This is a genomic window from Pseudomonas cavernicola, assembly GCF_003596405.1.
Lineage (GTDB): Bacteria > Pseudomonadota > Gammaproteobacteria > Pseudomonadales > Pseudomonadaceae > Aquipseudomonas > Aquipseudomonas cavernicola.
Map to the genome: position 1 here is coordinate 151,204 of NZ_QYUR01000006.1, position 21,949 is coordinate 173,152.

Consider the following 21,949-nt stretch of genomic DNA (forward strand, 5'->3'; position numbering starts at 1 on the left):
GATCAGAAAAAGGACTTCGCTCGGTGTTTCACCGAGCGAAAGTCAGAGCGACAGCAGCATCCCCTTCTTCATCTCCGCCCCACCCCACCCGCTGCGACTCAGTGTCGCACCCCGCCGACCAGCAACCTTCACAGTTGTTTGACATGAACTAATCTTCGCGCACTAGCCACCAGCCATAACTGCAAGGCAGCACCCTTCTTTGGGCTGCATTCGTTATCGCGCCAAGCATCTGAGAATCGCCCTCATTTAGGGACTGAAATAAGTTGTTTCAGATGCCTGAAAGCCCGATAGCAGCTGCTTCTGACGTTGCAATGGCTACCTTGATTCTCCATACTTGCCGCCGATTTTTACCCCTAAAAAACACCCTAAACCGTGGAACCTTAGAATGAGCACAGCAATCAGTCCGACTGCTTATAACTATAAGGTGGTCCGCCAGTTCGCCATCATGACGGTGGTCTGGGGGATCCTTGGAATGGGCATGGGCGTTTTCATTGCCACGCAATTGGTCTTTCCGGAGTTGAACTTCGGGTTGCCATGGACGAGCTTTGGACGCCTGCGCCCCCTACACACCAACCTGGTGATCTTCGCCTTCGGCGGCTGTGCTCTGTTCGCTACGTCTTATTACGTGGTGCAACGTACCTGTCAGGCCCGACTGATCTCTGACAGCCTCGCCTCCTTCACCTTCTGGGGCTGGCAAGCCGTTATCGTGATGGCCGGCATCACCTTGCCGCTGGGCTACACCACCACCAAGGAATACGCCGAGCTGGAGTGGCCGATCGCCATTCTGCTGGCCATCGTCTGGGTGACCTACGGCGTGGTGTTCTTCGGCACCATCGTCAAGCGCAAAACCAAGCACATCTATGTCGGCAACTGGTTCTACGGTGCCTTCATCGTGGTGACGGCGATGCTGCACATCGTCAACCACATGTCGATCCCGGTATCGCTCTTCAAGTCCTACTCGCTGTACTCCGGCGCGACCGACGCGATGATCCAGTGGTGGTACGGCCACAACGCCGTAGGCTTCTTCCTGACCACCGGTTTCCTCGGCATGATGTATTACTTCGTACCGAAGCAGGCCGAGCGGCCGATCTACTCCTATCGCCTGTCGATCGTGCACTTCTGGGCGCTGATCACCCTGTACATCTGGGCCGGCCCGCACCACCTGCACTACACCGCACTGCCGGATTGGGCGCAGTCCCTCGGCATGGCGATGTCGATCATCCTCCTGGCTCCGAGCTGGGGCGGCATGATCAACGGCATGATGACCCTCTCGGGCGCCTGGCATAAGCTGCGCACCGACCCAATCCTGCGCTTCCTGGTGGTCTCCCTGGCGTTCTACGGCATGTCGACCTTCGAAGGCCCGATGATGGCCATCAAGACCGTCAACGCCCTCTCCCACTACACCGACTGGACCATCGGCCACGTGCACGCTGGTGCCCTCGGCTGGGTGGCAATGATCTCCATCGGCGCGCTGTACCACATGATTCCGAAGCTCTGGGGTCGCCCACAAATGCACAGCATTGGTCTGATCAACGCGCATTTCTGGCTCGCCACCATCGGTACCGTGCTGTACATCGCCTCCATGTGGGTCAACGGCATTACCCAAGGCCTGATGTGGCGTGCGATCAACGAAGACGGCACCCTCACCTATTCCTTCGTTGAAGCCCTGCAAGCCAGCCACCCAGGTTTCGTCGTGCGTGCCATCGGTGGTGCGTTCTTCGCCTCCGGCATGCTGCTGATGGCCTACAACACCTTCCGCACCGTGCGCGCCTCCAAACCAGCTGAAGTCGAAGCCGCCGCTCAGATCGCTGTAGGAGCTCATTGATGAATCACGAAGTAGTCGAGAAGAATATCGGCCTACTGGCCTTCTTCATGGTTATTGCCGTCAGCATTGGCGGCCTGACCCAGATCGTTCCGCTGTTCTTCCAGGACGTCACCAACAAGCCGGTGGAAGGCATGAAGCCGCGCACCGCCCTGGAACTGGAAGGTCGTGACATTTACATCGCCAACGGCTGTGTCGGCTGCCACTCGCAGATGATTCGCCCGTTCCGCGCCGAAACCGAACGTTATGGCCACTACTCCGTAGCTGGCGAAAGCGTCTGGGATCACCCGTTCCTGTGGGGCTCCAAGCGTACCGGTCCGGATCTGGCCCGTGTTGGCGGCCGCTACTCCGATGAGTGGCAGCGTGCGCACCTGTACAACCCACGCAACGTGGTGCCTGAGTCGATCATGCCGGCCTACCCCTTCCTGGTAGAGAACAAGCTGGACGGCAAAGACACCGCCAAGAAGATGGAAGTGCTGCGCTCCATGGGCGTGCCTTACACCGACGAAGACATTGCCGGCGCCCGCGATGCGGTTAAAGGCAAGACCGAAATGGACGCCGTGGTGGCCTACCTGCAAGGCCTGGGCACCATCATCAAAAGCAAACGGTGACTGTGATGGACATCGGGATGATTCGTGGTCTTGGCACCGTCGTAGTGATGGTGGCCTTTATCGGTCTGGCGCTTTGGGTGTTTAGCGGAAGACGCAAAAAGGACTTTGACGAGGCCACTATGCTGCCTTTCGCAGATGATCCCGAAGCCATTAAGCACGTCGAGCAAGAGCAAGCTTCTAGGAGTAATAAAGAATGACCCTCTTCTGGAGTCTGTACGTCACAGTACTCACCCTGGGCACCATCGCCACGCTGACCTGGATCCTGTTATCCACGCGTAAAGGCCAGCGCAAAGAAGCCACCGACCAGACTGTCGGCCACGCCTTCGACGGCATCGAGGAGTACGACAACCCACTGCCGAAATGGTGGTTCATGTTGTTCGTCGCCACCATCATCTTCGCCCTCGGCTACCTGGCGCTCTACCCTGGCCTGGGTAACTGGAAAGGCCTGCTGCCGGGTTATGGCTACCTGAACAACGAGACCAAGCAAGAGTTCTCGAATGGTCAGGCTGGCTGGACCGGTGTGCATGAGTGGGAAAAGGAGATGGCCAAGGCTGACGCGAAGTTCGCGCCGATCTTCACCAAATTCGCCGCCATGCCGATCGAAGAAGTCGCCAAAGACCCGCAAGCCCTGAAGATGGGTGGCCGCCTGTTCGCCTCCAACTGCTCGGTTTGCCACGGCTCCGACGCCAAAGGCGCCTATGGTTTCCCCAACCTGACCGACGCCGACTGGCGCTGGGGTGGCGAGGCGGCAACCATCAAGACCACCATCATGGGCGGTCGCCACGGCATGATGCCGCCGCAGGGCCCAGCGATCGGCGAGCAGGGCGTTCGCGATGTCGCCGCCTTCGTCAGCACCCAGCTGCATGGCCGCAAGTTGCCGGAAGATGCCAAGGCCGACCCCGCCGCCGGCCAGAAGATCTTCGCCACCACCTGCTTCGCCTGCCATGGCCCAGACGGTAAAGGCACCCCAGCTATGGGTGCGCCGGACCTGACTCACCCGGCTGCGTTCATCTACGGCTCGAGCTTCGCTCAGCTGCAGCAGACCATCCGCTACGGTCGCCAAGGCGTGATGCCGGCCCAGGAGCAACTCCAGGGCAACGACAAGGTTCACCTGTTGGCGGCTTACGTCTACAGCTTGTCCCATGGCGACAAGGCCGCTGCCGGTACGGCCGAGTAAGTTCGGTTTTCAGAGTCATGCCCGCCCTGGCGGGCTGGCTCTGAAGCAGCTCCAGGATAGCGCCCCGCTACCTCCACGTGACTTCAAGTCGCAGCGTTAACGCCGCACTCCCAGCGTATAATTCAGAGCACGCAAGTCGCTTTGACCTCTGTCGGCATGTACTGGCCGAGGCTCTCTTCCACAGCCGTGGTATGCACTGATGAGCAAGCAGATCCCCGTTCGAGACATTACCCCCCAGGCCAAGCCGGCGGATAACAGTGTCGACCTCTACGCTTCACGCGAAAAGATCTACACCCGCGCCTTCACCGGTTTCTTCCGCAATCTGCGCAGGTTCGGTGGCGCTGCCCTGCTGCTGCTGTACTTCGGCACCGTCTGGCTCAACTGGGCGGGTCATCAGGCGGTCTGGTGGAACCTGCCGGAGCGCAAGTTCTACATCTTCGGCGCTACCTTCTGGCCGCAGGACTTTATCCTGCTCTCTGGGCTATTGATCATCAGCGCCTTTGGCCTGTTCTTCATTACCGTGTTCGCCGGCCGCGTCTGGTGCGGCTATACCTGCCCGCAGAGCGTCTGGACGTGGATTTTCATGTGGTGTGAAAAGGTCACCGAAGGCGACCGTAATCAGCGCATCAAGCTCGACAAAGCGCCCATGAGCGCCAACAAATTCCTGCGCAAGCTGGCCAAACACAGCCTCTGGCTGATGATCGGCTTCGTCACCGGGCTGACCTTCGTCGGCTACTTCTCGCCCATTCGCGAGCTGACCCTCGACTTCTTTATCGGCCAGGCCGATGGCTGGTCGTACTTCTGGGCCGGCTTCTTCACCCTCGCCACCTACGGCAACGCCGGCTACTTGCGCGAGCAGGTGTGCATCTACATGTGCCCCTATGCGCGCTTCCAGAGCGTGATGTTCGACAAGGACACCCTGATCGTCTCCTACGACCCGTGCAAAGGCGAACACCGCGGTCCGCGCAAGAAAGGCATCGACTACAAGGCCGAAGGCCTCGGCGACTGCATCGACTGCACCATGTGCGTGCAGGTCTGCCCGACCGGCATCGACATCCGCGACGGCCTGCAGATCGAGTGTATCGGCTGCGCCGCCTGCATCGACGCCTGCGACTCGATCATGGACAAGATGGACTACCCGCGCGGGCTGATCAGCTACACCACCGAGCACAACCTCGCTGGCCAGAAGACTCACCTGGTACGGCCACGCCTGATCGGCTACGCCATCGCCCTGCTCGCCATGATCGGCCTGCTCGCCACGGCCTTCGTCATGCGTCCGCTGGTTGGTTTCGACGTCAGCAAGGATCGCGTGCTCTACCGCGAAAATGCGGAAGGCCGGATCGAGAACGTCTACAGCCTGAAAATCATGAACAAGGATCAGCGTGAGCACACCTACCTGCTCAGTGCCAAGGGTCTGGACGACTTGCAACTGGCAGGCCAGCGCGAGCTCAAGGTCGCCGCCGGCGAGATCATGACCCTGCCGGTAGAACTGTCCATCGCGCCAGAGAAGTTGCCGTCGAGCGCCAACGAGGTGATCTTCACCCTCGATGATGCCGACGAGCCCGACACGCACGTTGAAGCCAAGAGCCGCTTCATCGGCCCGCACATTCGTTAAGAGAGCGACAAGATGCCTGCTACACCTGCTAGTCCTTGGTACAAACACATCTGGCCCTGGATCATCATCGGCATGCTGGCTACCTCGGTGTTCCTCACCATCAATATGGTGATGATTGCTGCGGACACCGAAGACACGCTGGTCACCGACAATTATTACGAAGCTGGTAAAGGCATCAGCCGCTCGCTGGATCGCGAACGCCTGGCCAATGATCTGAAACTACAGGCCAAAGCCCACCTCGACGAATTGACCGGCGAAGTCAGCCTGCGCCTGTCCGGCAACAGCCGCCCGGACAAGCTCGAACTCAACCTGATCTCCCCGACCCAAGCGGGAAAAGACCGGCACATCGCACTGACGCGCAGCACCACGGAAGAAGACCGCTACATCGGCCAGCTACCTGAAGCCATCAGCGGTCGCCGCTTCATCGAGCTGCTCGGCCAGCAAGGCGGGCAGACTTGGCGCCTGTTCGAGGAAGAAGTTGTCAGCCCCGGCGGTGAAATGCTACTCGGTGATGAGCCCATCCCGGGAGCAGAAGACCCGCGCCCATGAGCCAGTCGGTAACATTCCGCCCGCTCAAGCTCGAGCGCTGAAGGCTTCTCCATGAGCGCGCCCTTGCCCTGCTTCCACTGTGGCTTGCCAGTTCCCGCCGGCAGCCGCTTTTGCGCGGTCGTGCTCCGCGAACCTCGAGAGTTCTGCTGTCCCGGCTGCCAGGCGGTGGCCGAAGCGATAGTCACCGGCGGCCTGGAAAGTTATTACAGCCACCGCAGCGAAACCTCAGCCAATCCACAAGCTCTGCCCCAGCAACTCAGCGATGAACTGGCGCTTTACGACCGTGCCGATGTGCAACAGCCGTTCGTGCGTCACGACGGTGAGGTGGCCGAAGCCACGTTGTTGATGGAAGGTATCAGTTGCGCCGCCTGTGGCTGGCTGATCGAGCATCATCTGCGCCATTTGCCCGGGGTTGCCGAAGCCCGCCTGAACCTATCCAATCACCGATTGCAGGTGCGCTGGGTGGACAGTCAACTCCCCCTCAGCCAGCTGCTCAGCGAACTGCGCACCATTGGCTATGCCGCCCACCCTTACCAGGCGGATCGCGCGGCCGAGCAATTGGCTGCGGAAAATCGTCTCGCCCTGCGCCAACTGGGGGTCGCCGGGCTGCTGTGGTTCCAGGCGATGATGGCAACCATGGCCACTTGGCCGGAGTTCAATATCGACCTGAGCCCGGAACTGCACCAGATTCTGCGCTGGGTGGCGATGTTTCTGACCACCCCAATCGTGTTCTACAGCTGCGCACCGTTCTTTCGCGGCGCTCTGCGCGATTTGCGCACCCGTCATCTGACCATGGACGTTTCGGTCTCGCTGGCGATTGGCGGCGCCTATCTCGCCGGGATCTGGACGGCGATCAGCGGCCAGGGTGAACTGTATTTCGATGCGGTTGGCATGTTCGCCTTGTTCCTCCTCTCCGGCCGCTACCTGGAGCGCCGCGCCCGTGAGCGCACCGCCGCAGCGACCGCGCAGTTGGTCAACCTGCTACCGACCTCTTGTTTACGCCTGGATGCCCAGGGCCAGAGTGAACGCATCCTGCTCAGCGAGTTGCAACTCGGCGATCGTGTGTTGGTGCAACCCGGCTCGGTACTGCCGGCCGATGGACGCATCCTGCAAGGTCAATCGAACGTCGATGAATCGCTGCTGACTGGCGAATACCTGCCGCAACCGCGCCTTGAAGGCGATGCGGTCACCGCCGGCACGCTCAACGTCGAAGGCCCGCTGACCGTCGAAGTCCAGGCGCTGGGGCACGACACCCGCCTCTCGGCCATCGTTCGTCTGCTCGAACGCGCGCAAGCCGATAAGCCACGTCTTGCCGAGCTGGCCGACCGCGCCGCGCAATGGTTCTTGCTCGCCACCCTGCTGCTCGCCATCGTTATCGGCCTGCTCTGGTGGCAACTGGATCCGGCCCGCGCGTTCTGGATCGTGCTAGCCATGCTGGTCGCCACCTGCCCATGCGCGCTGTCCCTGGCGACGCCCACGGCACTCACGGCAGCCACCGGCACCTTACACAAGCTCGGGTTGCTGCTGACCCGCGGGCATGTCCTGGAAGGACTGAACCAGATCGATACGGTCATTTTCGACAAAACCGGCACCCTGACCGAAGGTCGCTTGACGCTACGGGATATCCGCCCGCTGGCCGCCGAGAACGCCGATAGCTGCCTGGCCCTGGCCGCGGCACTGGAAAATCGCTCGGAACACCCCATCGCACGGGCTTTTGGTCGAGCCCCTCAAGCCGCAGAAGAAGTCACCAGTAACCCTGGCCTCGGCCTCGAAGGGCTGGTTGCAGGTCGTCGCCTGCGCATCGGCCAACCGCTTTTCGTCTGCGCACTGAGTGGCTGCCCAGTGCCAGGCATGCCTGAGGAGCCCGGCCAATGGCTGCTGCTCGGCGACAGCCATGGCCCACTGGCCTGGTTCATCCTGGATGATCGCCTGCGGGCCGACGCGCCTGCTCTGCTCGCCGCCTGTAAGGCCCGCGGTTGGCAGACTTTGCTGCTGTCCGGCGACAGTTCACCGATGGTCGCCAGCGTCGCCGCCGAGTTGGGTATCGACCAAGCCCGTGGTGGCTTGCGACCCGATGACAAGCTGGCACTCCTCCAGCAGTTGCACCAGCAAGGACGCAAAGTGCTGATGCTCGGTGACGGGGTCAACGATGTGCCGGTGCTGGCCGCCGCCGATATCAGCGTGGCCATGGGTTCGGCCACCGATCTGGCGAAAACCAGTGCCGACGCGGTACTACTGTCCAATCGCCTGGAGGCGCTGGTCCAGGCCTTCGGTCTGGCCCGGCGCACCCGCCGCGTAATCATCGAGAACCTTCTCTGGGCGGGGCTGTACAATGGCCTGATGTTGCCGTTCGCCGCCCTCGGCTGGATCACTCCCGCCTGGGCCGCTGTCGGCATGTCGCTCAGTTCGCTGACTGTGGTGCTCAATGCCTTGCGCCTGACTCGTCTGCCAGAGATAAAGGCTGCGCCCAACAGTGGCCACGCGACTACCCCCCGCCACGCTCCTGCCTAAGCAGAACGTGGAGTTTCCCGCTCGCCTGGAGGCTGTATGCCCGCGCTTTACGTGATGATTCCAGTAGCCCTACTGATCGTCGCCATCGCCATCTATATCTTCTTTTGGGCGGTCGACAGCGGTCAGTACGACGACCTGGATGGCCCGGCCCACAGCATCCTGTTCGATGACGAAGACCCGCAGCATCAGGCCGGCATCGACGAAGCCAGCAGCAACACAACCTCAGTCAACAAGCCCACGGACCGAGAGCCGCCGCGTGTTTGAACTCGCCCCGCTGCTGGTTTCCGCCCTGATTCTCGGCCTGCTCGGCGGCGGCCATTGCCTGGGAATGTGTGGCGGGTTGATGGGTGCACTGACCATGGCCATACCAACCGAGCAACGCAGCCGGCGCTTCCATCTATTGCTCGCCTACAATCTCGGCCGAATTCTCAGCTATGCCAGCGCCGGCCTGTTGATCGGCCTCGCCGGCTGGGCCATCGCCAGCAGCCCGGCGGCGCTGGCGCTGCGCGTGGTGGCGGCCTTGCTGCTGATCGCCATGGGGCTCTATCTGGCCGGCTGGTGGAGCGGCCTGACCCGCATCGAAGCCCTTGGCCGCGGACTCTGGCGTTATATCCAACCGTTCGCCAGCCGCTTGATGCCGGTTTCCAGCCTGCCCCGCGCACTGCTGCTCGGCGCCCTCTGGGGCTGGCTGCCCTGTGGCTTGGTCTACAGCACCCTGCTGTGGGCCGCCAGCCAAGGCGACGCGCTCGACAGTGCGTTACTGATGCTGACGTTCGGTCTTGGCACCTGGCCGGTACTGCTAGCCACCGGCATGGCCGCCGAGCGGCTGACTGCGGTGCTACGCAAACGCAGGGTGCGCATGGCCGGCGGCCTGTTGGTGATCCTCTTTGGGCTGTGGACGCTACCCGGCCCACATCAGGCCTGGTTGATGGGGCATGGCTCCAGCCACGGCAGCGCGCAAGCCGGGCAGCACAAGCACTGAGCCACTTGATACAGGTCAAGATGGCCTTTTCGCCCGCTCTTTAGACTCCCCGGCACAGCCTTAAAACCGGGGATCGCTCGCATGCTCGATACCATCAGTTGGAACACCGACCTGATCCACCGCTACGACCAGACCGGTCCGCGCTACACCTCCTACCCTACGGCCCTGCAGTTTCATTCTGGCGTCGGCCCGTTCGAGCTATTTAACGCCCTGAACGACAGTCGTCGAACCCTGCGCCCGTTATCGCTGTACCTGCACATCCCGTTCTGCGCCAACATTTGCTACTACTGCGCCTGCAACAAAGTCATCACCAAGGATCGCAGCCGTAGCGAGCTTTATCTGGATCGGCTAACCCATGAGATCGCCATCCTTGGCCCTCATCTGGATCGCCGCCAGCGCATCGAACAACTGCATTTGGGCGGTGGCACCCCCACTTTTCTGAATCACGACCAATTACGCCGCCTGATGGCCGCGCTGCGCCAGAATTTCAGCCTGCTGGACGACGATTCCGGCGATTACGGTATCGAGCTCGACCCGCGCGAGGCCGACTGGTCAAGCATGGGTCTTCTGCGCGAGCTTGGTTTTAACCGCGTCAGTGTGGGCGTACAGGACTTTGATCCTGCAGTGCAACGCGCCATCAACCGCCTGCAAAGCCTGGAGCAAACCCGCACCATCATCGAAGCCGCGCGCACCTTGCAGTTCCGCTCAGTGAATATCGACCTGATCTATGGCCTACCCAAACAGACCCCGGCGAGCTTCGACCGTACCGTCGCAGAGGTGATCTCTCTGCAGCCAGATCGGCTCTCGGTGTTCAACTACGCCCACCTGCCGCAGCGCTTTCTACCGCAACGGCGCATCAACAACAGCGAACTACCGACAGCCGCTGACAAGCTGGCGATGCTGCAACAAACCATCGAGCAACTGACCGGCGCCGGTTACCGCTATATCGGCATGGATCATTTCGCCCTGGCTGACGATGAGCTGACCTGCGCCCAGGAAGATGGCCGCCTGCAGCGCAATTTCCAGGGCTATACCACGCATGGCCATTGCGACCTGCTGGGGCTTGGGGTTTCGGCGATCAGTCAGATTGGCGAGTTGTACAGCCAGAACAGCAGCGACCTGACGCAGTACCAGAACAACCTGGAAATAGGCCAGTTGGCCACCCAGCGTGGCCTGCATTGCAGCACGGATGATCGGATCCGCCGCACCGTGATACAGCACCTGATCTGCCAGTTCAAACTGGAGTTCGCCGTGATCGAAAGCCAGTTCAACCTCGACTTTCGCGCTTACTTCAGCGCGGTCTGGCCGCAACTCCAGCAAATGGCCACAGACGGCTTGCTCGATCTAACCGACAGCGCCATCCACATCCGCCCCACCGGTCGCCTGCTAGTACGCTCGGTGTGCATGCTGTTCGACCACTACCTGGCAGAGCAGAACAGCCAGCACTTCTCGCGGGTGATTTGATCGCACTCAGACACTGGCCAACGACAGCTGCGCCGTTTCCAGATCGACACTTTGCCCCGGCTCTTTTGCAGGTTTAAGCTGCACTCTCCCAGCAGACGCTCAGTCAGCCTTGAAGAACGCTACCCGCAACCTGTGCGTGCTCCTTGCATATCGATAGATTTTCTCGGTTATAGGCAGGGGAAACTTGAGCAAATGGTCGGGCACCAGCCAATCTAGCTGTTACCCTTACAGATCATGTGTGCTTTCGCATAAGGATTTTTCTCGATGGCCGAGAACATCAGGGCTCGCAGCCTGCCCCAAGTACATTGCAAGGATTGCAGCCTGGCCGGCCTGTGCCTGCCGTTGTCCATGGACCTGGAAGATATGGATGCTTTGGATGACATCGTTAAACGCAGCCGCCCACTGAACAAAGGCGACTTCCTGTTCCGCCAGGGCGATGCCTTCAACTCGGTCTTCGCCATACGCTCAGGCGCCCTGCGCACCTTCAGCGTCTCGGATGCAGGCGATGAGCAAATCACCGGTTTCCACTTACCCAGCGAGCTGGTCGGCATGGCCGGCATGGACAGCGAGGTTTACCCCATGTCCGCGCAAGCGCTGGAAACCACCTCGGTATGTGAAATTCCCTTCGAGAAACTCGACGAGCTGTCCGTACAGCTGCCGCAGCTGCGCCGCCAGTTGATGCGGGTCATGAGCCGGGAAATCCGCGACGATCAACAGATGATGCTACTGCTCTCGAAAAAGACCGCTGACGAGCGCATCGCAACCTTCCTAGTCAACCTCTCCGCCCGTTTCCGCGCACGTGGCTTCTCGGCCAATCAGTTCCGTTTAGCCATGTCACGCAGCGAAATCGGTAACTACCTGGGTTTGGCGGTGGAGACCGTGTCACGGGTTTTCAGCCGCTTCCAGCAGAACGGCCTGATCGCCGCCGAAGGCAAGGAAATCCACATCCTCGACCCAATCGAGCTGTGTGCTCTGGCCGGCGGCAACTAACAGGCCCTGCTGCCGGACCGGCAAGCCTGATAACGCTAGGCTTGCTAGAATTTCCGCACGCCCGCTAGCCGTAGGACTCTGCGACGATGATCTTCGACGAATTCAGTATCAAATCCCTGATCCGCCCCGTGCCTGACTTTCCCAAACCCGGAGTGATCTTCCGTGACATCACGCCGTTGTTCCAGTCCCCTCGTGCTCTACGAATGGTCGCGGACAGCTTTATCCAGCGTTATGTCGAGACCGAGTTCACCCATGTCGGTGCCATGGACGCACGTGGCTTTCTGATCGGTTCGATCATCGCCTACGCCCTGAACAAGCCGCTGATTCTGTTTCGCAAGCAAGGCAAGCTACCGGCCGACGTGCTGGCCGAGGGCTACCAGACTGAGTACGGCGAAGCTTTCCTCGAAGTGCATGCCGACAGCCTGTGTGAAGGCGACTCGATATTGATGTTCGACGACCTGATTGCCACCGGCGGCACCCTATTGGCCGCAGCCAGCCTGGTTCGCCGCATGGGTGCGAGTATCTTCGAGGCTGCCGCGATCATTGACCTGCCGGAGCTCGGTGGCTCGCAACGATTGCAAGACATTGGCATCCCAACTTTCTGCCTGACGACCTTTGCGCTCAGCGATCGCTGATCCACATCCCTACAGTTGTTACCTTCCCGCGACCTGACCGGAGCAATCCCGTCAGGCCGCTGCACTTTGGATGGGTGGCCTTGCCCACGGCTTCGCCTAATCATTGACAGTGATCAATGACACAATCATCAGTGTCATCGCGAGCCGTACAACAACAAGGGTCGCCAGCGCGTCGACCCGAGAGCCGAGGAGCCCGCCCATGACTGCCAGAACCCACCTGCCCAGCGCCAGTTTTCCCGTGCGCCGGATGGATTTCAGCTTCGCCCAGACCGAAAAATACTGGTGGAGTGGTGACCCGTTCATGAGCCATTTCATGAACAACCTGTCTTCACTGTTTCCCTACGGCGAGATGTTCTTCGTCAACAGCGTGCGCGCGGTGCGCGAGAAAATTACCGAGCCGCAGCTGAAGAAAGACATCAGCGCCTTCATCGGCCAGGAAGCCATGCACTCCAAGGAGCACGCGACCTACAACGAGTACGCTGCCAAGCACGACATCGACCTGGAGCGCCTAGAGCTGCGGATCAAGGTTCTGCTGGAGTGGGTGACCAAGATCACTACCAAGAAGCAGCGTCTGGCCGCCACCTGCGCGCTGGAACACTTCACCGCCACCATGGCCCAGCAACTGCTGCTGCGTGAAGACCTGACCACACAGATCGACGACCCGAAGATGTACCAGCTGTGGATGTGGCATGCCATCGAGGAAAATGAGCACAAGGCTGTGTGTTATGACGCCTACCAGGCGATAGGCGGCGGCTATTTCACCCGTGTCGCCATGATGGCCATCTCCACCGTGATCTTCTTCGGCGTGATCGGCTGGTTCCAGCTGCACCTGCTGCGTAAGGATCGCCAGCTGTTCAACTGGGCTAGCTGGAGGAATGGCCTGCGCGCCCTGTTCAGTCCGCGCGATGGCTTCCTCACCAAGCTGATCCTGCCTTACCTGGACTACTACCGCCCAGGCTTCCACCCCTTCGACCACGACACCAAGGCGCTGGAAAAACGCTGGAAAGAACGCCTCGGCTTTAGCGGTTAAACATCATAGAGCCAAGCGCATGGTTGAATTTCAACCATGCGCTTGGCCGCTCAAATTCAATACGCCCAGGCTTTGCAGCAAGGTCGCGCCTGCGAACATCATCAATATCTGCGCCTGCGCCTGGGCACAGATGGCCGCACGCATCTCCGGTTGCTCTATGTAGTCCAATGATTGCTGGAATAGCTGGCGGCTGATCAGCGAGGAAACCTGGCGAATCGCTGGCTTATCCAGGCTCGGCAGCAACTGCAACTCGCTGATGTCATCCGCCATATCATCGGCAAAATCATCCATCACCCGACGCAATGCCTCACGCAGCACTGGCGAAGCGCCGTGCAACTCGCGCATGCCGATGATAAAGGCTTGCGGATTCTCGGCGACGAAGGCGAAAAACAGTTCGACCGTCTCGCAGCAGACGCGCCGCCCACGGCCCAGGTCGATACCCAGCGGCAGAGCGTTGGCCGCCGCTTCGCGAACCGAGTCAGCGGCCCGCTGCGCTGCCTGCCGGCGTAAATCGCGTAGCGGCTGGCGGATCTGCGCGGCCATTTCGCCAATCATCGCCAAGCCAAGGTCATCGACTGTTTTGAAGTGCCTATAAAAGGTATTCGGATTCAACCCCGCTTCGCGCGCCAGCTCGCGCAGGCCTAAATTACTTAGGCTGCGTGACTCGGCAGCCAGGCGCAGCGCGGCATCCATCAACAGGCGCTTGCCCTGCGCCTCGACTACTTTAGGTGGGCTCACCTTTACCGTTACTTTCATTGTGCTCAGCTCACCCTACGGAAATTGGCCCTACGGAAGATGGGCTTGACCCTTCGGTATACGGGTGTATACATACACTCCATGTAGACAAGTGTATACACCGAAAACAATCATAACAGGAGCTTGGTCATGAGCGCACAACCTGCCGTCCCACCTATCACTGCCAGACACACCAAGATCGCCATCATTGGCACCGGCTTCTCAGGCCTGGGTATGGCGATTCGACTGAAGCAACAAGGCGAAAATGACTTCCTGCTGTTCGAGAAGGAAGGCGGCGTCGGCGGCACTTGGCGCGTCAACAACTACCCTGGCTGTGGCTGCGATGTGCAATCGCACTTGTATTCATTTTCCTTCGAGCAGAATCCCGAGTGGACTCGCATGTTCGCCCGCCAGCCAGAGATCAAAAGCTATCTGGAAGGCTGCTGGGCAAAATACCGACTGCAGAACAACACCCTGCTGCAGACCGAAGTGGCGGGCATGCGCTGGGATGACGAGTTGGAGCTGTGGAACATCCATGATGCTGCCGGCAACCACTACACCGCCCAGTTTGTCGTGTCCGGTATGGGCGCCCTGTCGACCCCTTCGATCCCTCAGTTGAATGGCCTGGAGAGTTTTACCGGCAAGCTGTTCCACTCGCAGCAGTGGGATCACGACTATGACCTCAAAGGCAAACGCGTTGCGGTGATCGGCACTGGCGCTTCGGCTATCCAGTTCGTCCCGCAGATTCAGAAACAGGTCGGCCAGCTTGACCTCTACCAACGCACCGCGCCGTGGATCATGCCGAAACCAGACCGCGCCATTCGCGAGGCCGAGCGTGAACGCTTCAAGCATTTCCCGCTGGCGCAGAAGCTCTGGCGCGGCTTGATCTACACGATCCTGGAAAGCCGGGTGATTGGCTTCACGCTGCTGCCGAAAATCATGAAACTGGCGCAATGGGCCGGTAAGGCGTTTATCAACAAGCAGATCAAGGATCCCGTGCTGCGCGCCAAAGTCACTCCGGACTACACCATGGGCTGCAAGCGCGTGCTGATCTCCAACGACTACTTCCCGGCCCTGACGCGGCCGAATGTCGATGTAATCACCGACGGCATCCAGGAAATCCGCGCCAACAGCATCCTCACCGCCGACGGCCAGGAGCGGCAGATCGACGCGATCATCTTCGGCACCGGCTTTACCCCGAGCGACCCTATGCCGCGCGGAGTGATCTTCGGCCGTAACGGTGTCGACCTGATCGACACCTGGCCAGAAGGCCCGGAAGCCTACAAGGGCACCATGACGGTGGGCTTCCCCAACCTGTTCTTCCTGATGGGGCCGAACACCGGGCTGGGGCACAACTCGATGGTTTATATGATCGAGTCGCAGATTCAGTACGTGCTCGGCGCCCTCAACCTACTGAGCGAACGCAAGCTGCAGAGCCTGGAAGTCAAACGCGAGGTTCAAGACAGCTTCAACGCCAAGATTCAAGGCAAGCTTGGCAATACCGTGTGGAACGCCGGCGGCTGCAAGAGTTGGTATCTGCACCCGGTCAGCGGGCGCAACTGCACCGTCTGGCCCGGCTTCACCTGGCGTTTCCGCCTGCTCACGCGCAATTTCGACCCGGCGGCCTATCATTTCAACCGCGTCCAACCCGCTCACCCGGCCCAAGGCTTCATGCCGGCCGCAGCCCGTCAGATTGAAGAGGTGACTGCATGAAATCCTTCGAGAATAAAGTAGCCGCCATCACTGGCGCCGGCTCAGGTATCGGCCGAGCTCTGGCCTATGGTCTGGCGCGCCAGGGCTGTCATCTGGCGCTTGCCGACGTAAACAGCGAAGGCCTGGCAGAAACCGCGGAGCAAGCACGCAAGTTGGGCGTGCAGGTGACGGAGAGCACGGTCAACGTGGCCGACCGGGAAGCCGTACACGCCTGGGCCGACCAAGTGGTGCTGGATCATGGCCGGGTCAACCTGATCGTCAACAACGCCGGCGTGGCCCAGGGCGGCACCGTAGAAGGCAACGATTACGCTGACTACGAATGGATCATGAACATCAACTTCTGGGGCGTGGTGCACGGCACCAAGGCTTTCCTGCCGCACCTGAAGGCATCGGGCGAAGGCCATATCGTCAACGTCTCCAGCGTGTTCGGGCTGTTTTCCCAGCCAGGCATGAGCGCCTACAACGCCACCAAGTTCGCCGTGCGCGGCTTCACCGAGTCACTCCGTCAGGAACTGGACATGGCCGGCCACGGCGTGTCGGCCAGCTGCGTGCACCCAGGCGGGATCAAGACCAACATCGCCAAGACCGCACGGATGAACGACAGCCTGAGCAAGGTCACCGGGCAAGGCGCCGACCAGGCGCGCCAGCAGTTCAACGACCAGCTGCTGCGCACCACCCCGGACCAGGCCGCCCAAGTAATCATGCGCGGCGTGCTGCGCAACAACCGGCGCATCCTGATCGGCGCCGACGCCTGGGCACTGGATGCCATGCAACGCCTGATGCCGACCCTCTACCAGCGTCTGGTAGTTGGCTCCATGCGCCTGGCGGCACGCTTTGCGCCCAAGCCGAAACGCTCAGCCGCGAGTCAGGAAATGCCGGAGTAACCGCCGGAATCCCCAAAAGCCGCAACCTTGTAGGAGCGGGCCATGCCCGCGATGCTTCTGAGTTGCCGCCATTCGCGAGGCGGCAGCCGTTCCCTACGGCTTGCCGCATTCCCCACATCCATGTGGGTCACAAGCTCGCTCCTACGAATAGGCGATCGACCTGTTGATTGGATTCCTGCCTTCTTGTTGGATTGCCGCCTTCGCGGGAATGACCAGCTCGCTTGAAACCCCGCCCCCATTCATTCGGAAAACCGAACACGCCCTATCCGCCTATTCGGAAGACCGGACACAACTCCTTTCACTCGCGCGCAAACAATAAAAATATTCCTTTAAATTCAAAGCCTTAAAAAATTAAATAAAACCCAAAAAGACTGGCATACATCCTGCTCCTAGGCATGGGAGGAATGCGCAGCGGCATCTGAAGCAGTTCAGCGGCCCTGTCGTAATCCCAAAACAACAACAAGCCGAGGAAAAGACTCATGCGCATCGTTCCCCACCTTTTGGGCGCAGCCATCGCTGCCGCTCTGCTGTCCAGCCCAACCCTAGCCAGTGAACTCACCGGCACGCTGAAGAAGATCAAGGACTCCGGCACCATCACCCTCGGTCACCGCGATGCTTCCATCCCCTTCTCCTACCTGGGTAACGATCCCCGTCAGCCGGTTGGCTACTCCCATGACCTGCAACTGAAAGTCGTCGAGGCGATCAAGCAAGAGCTCGGCCTGCCAGAACTGAAAGTGCGCTACAACCTGGTCACCTCGCAGACCCGCATTCCGCTGGTGCAGAACGGCACCGTCGACCTGGAGTGCGGCTCCACCACCAACAACCTCGAACGTCAGCAGCAGGTCGACTTCTCGGTCGGCATCTTCGAAGTTGGCACCCGCTTGCTGACCAAGAAGACTTCCGGCGTCAACGACTTCGCCGACCTCAAGGGCAAGAACGTGGTGACCACCGCCGGCACCACCTCCGAGCGCCTGATCAAGACGATGAACGCCGAGAAGCAGATGGGCATGAACATCATCTCGGCCAAGGACCATGGCGAATCCTTCCTGATGCTCGAATCGGGCCGCGCCGTGGCCTTCATGATGGACGACGCCCTGCTCTACGGCGAAATGGCCAAGGCCAAGAAGCCGGACGAGTGGGTCGTGGTCGGCGAGCCGCAATCCTTCGAGATTTACGGCTGCATGCTGCGCAAGGGCGACCAAGGCTTCAAGCAGGTGGTCGACAATGCCATCAGCGCGACCTTCAAGTCCGGCGAAGTCAACGACATCTACAACAAGTGGTTCCTCCAGCCGGTTCCACCGAAGAGCCTGAACCTCAATTTCCCCATGAGCGTTGAGCTGAAGAAGCTGATCGCCAACCCCACCGACAAGTCTGCAGAACAGATCTGAGAACCTGCTCGATATCTATCTGAGCGTCGCTCGGCTAGATCCTGAACAGGCTCTAACGGTGATGCGCCCTCTCTCCCACAAGGAGAGAAGGCGCGGGGAATAGGGAGAGGCACTCGACCGCTCCCGCTCTCCAACTGAATGGATAAGGGGCCGTCCGCCACCCGCGGATGCGGGCACGCTCACGTGTTGCCTGCCCCGGACTCCACCTCTGGTTCTAGACCAGTCAGCCACACAGACCACTAGCGTTCGACCCGAGGGGAAACCCGCATGAATTACAACTGGGACTGGGGCGTGTTCTTCAAGTCCACCGGCATCGGCAGCGAAATCTACCTGGACTGGTTCGTCACCGGCCTGGGCTGGACCATCGCCGTCGCCTTGGTGGGCTGGATCATCGCCCTGCTGCTGGGCTCGCTGCTCGGCGTAATGCGCACCGTGCCGAACCGCTGGGTCTCCGGCATCGCCACCACGTACGTGGAAATATTCCGCAATGTGCCGCTGCTGGTGCAGCTGTTTCTCTGGTACTTCCTGGTACCGGACCTGCTGCCCGAACCGTTGGAGATGTGGTTCAAGCAAGACCTTAACCCAGCGACTTCAGCCTACCTGAGCGTGGTGGTATGCCTCGGCCTGTTCACCGCCGCACGGGTATGCGAACAGGTCCGCACTGGCATCCAGGCGCTGCCCAAAGGCCAGGCCTCCGCAGCCCGCGCCATGGGCTTCAAGCTGCCGCAGATCTACGGCTATGTGCTGTTGCCGCAGGCCTTCCGCATCATCATTCCGCCGCTTACCTCCGAGTTTCTCAATATCTTCAAGAACTCCTCGGTGGCGTCCTTGATCGGCTTGATGGAGCTGCTGGCTCAAACCAAACAGACCGCCGAGTTCTCCGCCAACCTGTTTGAAGCCTTCACTCTGGCCACGCTCATCTACTTCACGCTGAACATGGGCCTGATGCTGTTCATGCGCGTGATCGAGAAGAAAGTCGCCGTGCCGGGCTTGATCTCCGTGGGAGGTAAATGATGGATTTCAGCGCGATAGTCCCCGCCCTGCCGGGCCTGTGGGAAGGCATGTTGATGACCCTGCAGCTGATGGTGCTCGGCGTGATCGGCGGCGTGGTGCTTGGCACCCTGCTGGCGCTGCTGCGGTTATCGCCCAGCAAGCTGCTGTCCAATCTGGCCGGTGCCTACGTCAACTACTTCCGCTCGATCCCGCTGCTGCTGGTGATCACCTGGTTCTACTTCGCGGTGCCCTTCGTGCTGCGCTGGATTACTGGCGAGGACACCCCGATCGGGGCGTTCAGCTCCTGCCTGGTGGCCTTCATGATGTTCGAGGCGGCGTACTTCTGCGAGATCGTCCGCGCCGGCATCCAGGCCATTCCCAAAGGCCAGATGGGCGCCGCCCAGGCACTAGGGATGAACTACGGACAGATGATGCGCCTGATCATCCTGCCCCAGGCCTTCCGCAAGATGACCCCGCTGTTGCTGCAGCAGAGCATCATCCTGTTCCAAGACACCTCCCTGGTTTACACCGTCGGCCTGATGGACTTCCTCAACGCCTCGCGCTCGCGCGGCGACATCGTGGGCCAACCCCACGAATTCCTCATCTTCGCCGGTCTGGTGTATTTCACGATCAGCTTCGCCGCCTCGCTGCTGGTAAAGCATCTGCACAGAAGGTTAGCCGTATGATTTCAATCAATAGCGTCAACAAGTGGTACGGGGACTTCCAGGTGCTGACCGGCTGCACCACACACGTCAAGAAAGGCGAAGTGGTGGTGGTCTGCGGCCCGTCTGGCTCCGGCAAGTCCACCCTGATCAAGTGCGTCAACGCACTGGAACCCTTCCAGAAAGGCGACATCCTGGTCGACGGCACGTCCATCGCCAACCCGAAGACCGATCTGCCTGAGTTGCGCTCGCGCGTCGGCATGGTGTTTCAGCACTTCGAGCTGTTCCCGCACCTGTCGATCACCGAGAACCTGACCATCGCGCAGATCAAGGTGCTCGGCCGCAGCAAGGCCGAAGCCACCGAAAAAGGCCTCAAACTGCTCGACCGCGTCGGCCTGCTGGCCCACGCCCACAAACACCCCGGCCAACTCTCCGGCGGTCAGCAGCAGCGCGTGGCCATCGCCCGCGCGCTGGCCATGGACCCGGTGGTGATGCTGTTCGACGAACCCACCTCGGCCCTCGACCCCGAGATGGTCAACGAGGTGCTCGACGTCATGGTGCAACTCGCCAACGAGGGCATGACCATGATGTGCGTGACCCACGAGATGGGCTTCGCACGCAAGGTGGCCGACCGCGTCATCTTCATGGATCAAGGGCAGATCGTCGAAGACTGCGACAAGGAAGAGTTCTTCGGCGACGTCAGCGCACGCTCAGAACGCGCCCAACAATTCCTTGCAAAGATCCTCCAGCACTAAAGGTCCTCCAACACTGATGTCGCGATCCGCCCTTCCGGAAATGAGGGGCGGGTATTGCTGCAAATTCTCTAGTCAATAAAAACAACCCACCAGAAGAGAAGCACGCATGAAAGACGTTCTGCATTCATTCACCCCAGGCGTACTGGCCCTGATGCTCTTACTCCCGCAAGGGCTGCAGGCCAAAGAGAGCGAGCCGCAGCAAAAGCTCGCCAATGTGGTGATCCTCGCCACCGGCGGCACCATTGCCGGTGCTGGTGCCAGCGCCGCCAACAGCGCCACCTACCAGGCAGCGAAAGTGCCGGTCGAACAGCTTATCGCCGGCGTGCCCGAGCTGAAGAACCTCGCCAACGTGCGCGGCGAACAAGTGTTCCAGATCGCCTCGGAAAGCATCACCAACGACAACCTGCTGCAACTGGGCAAGCACGTCGCCAAGTTGGCCGAGAGCGACGACGTCGATGGCATCGTCATCACCCACGGCACCGACACACTGGAAGAGACCGCCTACTTCCTCAACGTGGTGGAGCACACCGACAAGCCCATCGTGGTAGTCGGCTCGATGCGCCCAGGTACCGCCATGTCCGCCGACGGCATGCTCAATCTGTACAACGCCGTGGCCGTGGCCAGCAACAAGGAATCCCGCGGCAAGGGAGTGTTGGTGACCATGAATGATGAGATCCACTCCGGACGCGACGTCAGTAAGTCGGTGAACATCAAGACCGAAGCCTTCAAGAGCCCCTGGGGCCCGTTGGGCATGGTGGTGGAAGGCAAAAGCTACTGGTTCCGCCTGCCAGCCAAGCGCCATACGATCAACTCCGAGTTCGACATTCAGAAGATCGCAAGCCTGCCACGAGTAGACATCGCCTACGGCTACGGCAACGTCGACGACACCACCTACAAAGCCTTCGCCCAGGCTGGCGCCAAGGCCATCATCCACGCCGGCACCGGCAACGGCTCGGTAGCCTCGCGCGTTGCCCCGACCCTGCAAGGGTTGCGCAAGGACGGTTTGCAGATTATCCGTTCCTCCCACGTCAATCAGGGCGGTTTCGTCCTGCGTAACGCCGAACAGCCTGACGACAAGAACGATTGGGTGGTCGCCCATGATCTAAACCCGCAGAAAGCCCGCATCCTCGCCTCGGTCGCCCTGACCAAGACTGCGGACAGCAAAGAACTGCAACGGATTTTCTGGGAATACTGACAGCGCGCGGCGGCGGGCCTGGCTCGCCGCCATCCTAGGCTCTGTACGAAAAGTCAGCCGAGCGAAGGTCAGGCAAGGCAAAAAGTGGCGAGGACGCGGAGTTTACGGGCTGTAAATGAGCATGACTCGCTTCGCTCGCCCTACGGGCCGTCCTTCGGACGTTCTCCCTAACGGTCGGCCGAGCCACTTTTTAACGCAGCATCACCGAGAGCAAGCACTTTTCGTACAGAGCCTGATG

Annotated in this window: 21 protein-coding genes; 20 read left to right on the forward strand and 1 reads right to left on the reverse strand. The window is 60.4% G+C overall.

Features of this window, described 5'->3' with window-relative positions; genetic code table 11:
- Window positions 1-385: 385 nt before the first annotated feature.
- The 13 genes from ccoN to D3879_RS16810 all read left to right on the forward strand — a co-directional run bounded on the left by ccoN (window position 386) and on the right by D3879_RS16810 (window position 13,386).
- The gene (gene ccoN / locus D3879_RS16750; RefSeq protein ID WP_119955410.1) at window positions 386-1,825 is read left to right on the forward strand and encodes a cytochrome-c oxidase, cbb3-type subunit I; all 1,440 of its coding nucleotides are present in this window, start codon (window positions 386-388) and stop codon (window positions 1,823-1,825) included.
- Window positions 1,825-2,433, forward strand: coding sequence for a cytochrome-c oxidase, cbb3-type subunit II (gene ccoO / locus D3879_RS16755; RefSeq protein ID WP_119955411.1), 609 nt, complete (start codon window positions 1,825-1,827; stop codon window positions 2,431-2,433). Before ccoN ends, ccoO begins: the two co-directional genes overlap by 1 nt.
- Before the next feature lie 5 nt (window positions 2,434-2,438).
- The gene (locus tag D3879_RS16760; RefSeq protein ID WP_119956335.1) at window positions 2,439-2,630 is read left to right on the forward strand and encodes a cbb3-type cytochrome oxidase subunit 3; all 192 of its coding nucleotides are present in this window, start codon (window positions 2,439-2,441) and stop codon (window positions 2,628-2,630) included.
- Window positions 2,627-3,610, forward strand: a complete 984-nt coding sequence (ccoP, locus tag D3879_RS16765; protein ID WP_119955412.1) for a cytochrome-c oxidase, cbb3-type subunit III — start codon at window positions 2,627-2,629, stop codon at window positions 3,608-3,610. The genes D3879_RS16760 and ccoP overlap by 4 nt, the downstream gene beginning before the upstream one ends.
- Before the next feature lie 199 nt (window positions 3,611-3,809).
- A complete protein-coding gene (ccoG, locus tag D3879_RS16770) occupies window positions 3,810-5,225 on the forward strand; it encodes a cytochrome c oxidase accessory protein CcoG (protein WP_119955413.1) in 1,416 nt (471 codons plus the stop codon).
- Between the two features lie 12 nt (window positions 5,226-5,237).
- Window positions 5,238-5,774, forward strand: a complete 537-nt coding sequence (locus D3879_RS16775) for a FixH family protein (protein WP_119955414.1) — start codon at window positions 5,238-5,240, stop codon at window positions 5,772-5,774.
- Between the two features lie 51 nt (window positions 5,775-5,825).
- Window positions 5,826-8,285: a heavy metal translocating P-type ATPase gene (locus D3879_RS16780; protein WP_119955415.1), complete on the forward strand. Its 2,460-nt coding sequence runs from the start codon at window positions 5,826-5,828 to the stop codon at window positions 8,283-8,285.
- Between the two features lie 36 nt (window positions 8,286-8,321).
- Window positions 8,322-8,549 (forward strand): cbb3-type cytochrome oxidase assembly protein CcoS, encoded by a 228-nt coding sequence (gene ccoS, locus D3879_RS16785; protein ID WP_119955416.1) that lies wholly within the window; start codon window positions 8,322-8,324, stop codon window positions 8,547-8,549.
- Window positions 8,542-9,267: a sulfite exporter TauE/SafE family protein gene (locus tag D3879_RS16790; protein WP_119955417.1), complete on the forward strand. Its 726-nt coding sequence runs from the start codon at window positions 8,542-8,544 to the stop codon at window positions 9,265-9,267. Before ccoS ends, D3879_RS16790 begins: the two co-directional genes overlap by 8 nt.
- Before the next feature lie 81 nt (window positions 9,268-9,348).
- Window positions 9,349-10,731, forward strand: a complete 1,383-nt coding sequence (gene hemN, locus D3879_RS16795; protein ID WP_119955418.1) for an oxygen-independent coproporphyrinogen III oxidase — start codon at window positions 9,349-9,351, stop codon at window positions 10,729-10,731.
- A 264-nt stretch (window positions 10,732-10,995) separates the two neighbouring features.
- Window positions 10,996-11,721: a fumarate/nitrate reduction transcriptional regulator Fnr gene (gene fnr, locus D3879_RS16800; RefSeq protein ID WP_119955419.1), complete on the forward strand. Its 726-nt coding sequence runs from the start codon at window positions 10,996-10,998 to the stop codon at window positions 11,719-11,721.
- Between the two features lie 86 nt (window positions 11,722-11,807).
- Complete coding sequence (locus tag D3879_RS16805) at window positions 11,808-12,356, forward strand: adenine phosphoribosyltransferase (RefSeq protein WP_119955420.1); 549 nt, start codon at window positions 11,808-11,810, stop codon at window positions 12,354-12,356.
- A gap of 199 nt (window positions 12,357-12,555) precedes the next feature.
- Complete coding sequence (locus tag D3879_RS16810) at window positions 12,556-13,386, forward strand: metal-dependent hydrolase (RefSeq protein ID WP_119955421.1); 831 nt, start codon at window positions 12,556-12,558, stop codon at window positions 13,384-13,386.
- A gap of 30 nt (window positions 13,387-13,416) precedes the next feature.
- Here D3879_RS16810 and D3879_RS16815 read toward each other — a convergent pair whose 3' ends face one another.
- A complete protein-coding gene (locus tag D3879_RS16815) occupies window positions 13,417-14,142 on the reverse strand; it encodes a TetR family transcriptional regulator (protein WP_119955422.1) in 726 nt (241 codons plus the stop codon).
- Between the two features lie 129 nt (window positions 14,143-14,271).
- Here D3879_RS16815 and D3879_RS16820 point away from each other — a divergent pair, with 129 nt between their 5' ends.
- The 7 genes from D3879_RS16820 to D3879_RS16850 all read left to right on the forward strand — a co-directional run bounded on the left by D3879_RS16820 (window position 14,272) and on the right by D3879_RS16850 (window position 21,711).
- The gene (locus tag D3879_RS16820; RefSeq protein ID WP_119955423.1) at window positions 14,272-15,834 is read left to right on the forward strand and encodes a flavin-containing monooxygenase; all 1,563 of its coding nucleotides are present in this window, start codon (window positions 14,272-14,274) and stop codon (window positions 15,832-15,834) included.
- Complete coding sequence (locus D3879_RS16825; protein WP_119955424.1) at window positions 15,831-16,718, forward strand: SDR family NAD(P)-dependent oxidoreductase; 888 nt, start codon at window positions 15,831-15,833, stop codon at window positions 16,716-16,718. Before D3879_RS16820 ends, D3879_RS16825 begins: the two co-directional genes overlap by 4 nt.
- A 479-nt stretch (window positions 16,719-17,197) precedes the next feature.
- Complete coding sequence (locus D3879_RS16830; RefSeq protein WP_119955425.1) at window positions 17,198-18,106, forward strand: glutamate/aspartate ABC transporter substrate-binding protein; 909 nt, start codon at window positions 17,198-17,200, stop codon at window positions 18,104-18,106.
- Between the two features lie 267 nt (window positions 18,107-18,373).
- A complete protein-coding gene (locus D3879_RS16835; protein ID WP_119955426.1) occupies window positions 18,374-19,120 on the forward strand; it encodes an amino acid ABC transporter permease in 747 nt (248 codons plus the stop codon).
- Entirely contained in the window at window positions 19,117-19,785 is a 669-nt protein-coding gene (locus D3879_RS16840) for an amino acid ABC transporter permease (protein ID WP_177412450.1), read from the forward strand. Before D3879_RS16835 ends, D3879_RS16840 begins: the two co-directional genes overlap by 4 nt.
- On the forward strand, window positions 19,782-20,516 hold the full coding sequence (locus tag D3879_RS16845) for an amino acid ABC transporter ATP-binding protein (RefSeq protein ID WP_119955428.1): 735 nt from the start codon (window positions 19,782-19,784) through the stop codon (window positions 20,514-20,516). The genes D3879_RS16840 and D3879_RS16845 overlap by 4 nt, the downstream gene beginning before the upstream one ends.
- A 106-nt stretch (window positions 20,517-20,622) precedes the next feature.
- On the forward strand, window positions 20,623-21,711 hold the full coding sequence (locus D3879_RS16850; RefSeq protein WP_119955429.1) for an asparaginase: 1,089 nt from the start codon (window positions 20,623-20,625) through the stop codon (window positions 21,709-21,711).
- The last annotated feature ends 238 nt before the right edge of the window (window positions 21,712-21,949 follow it).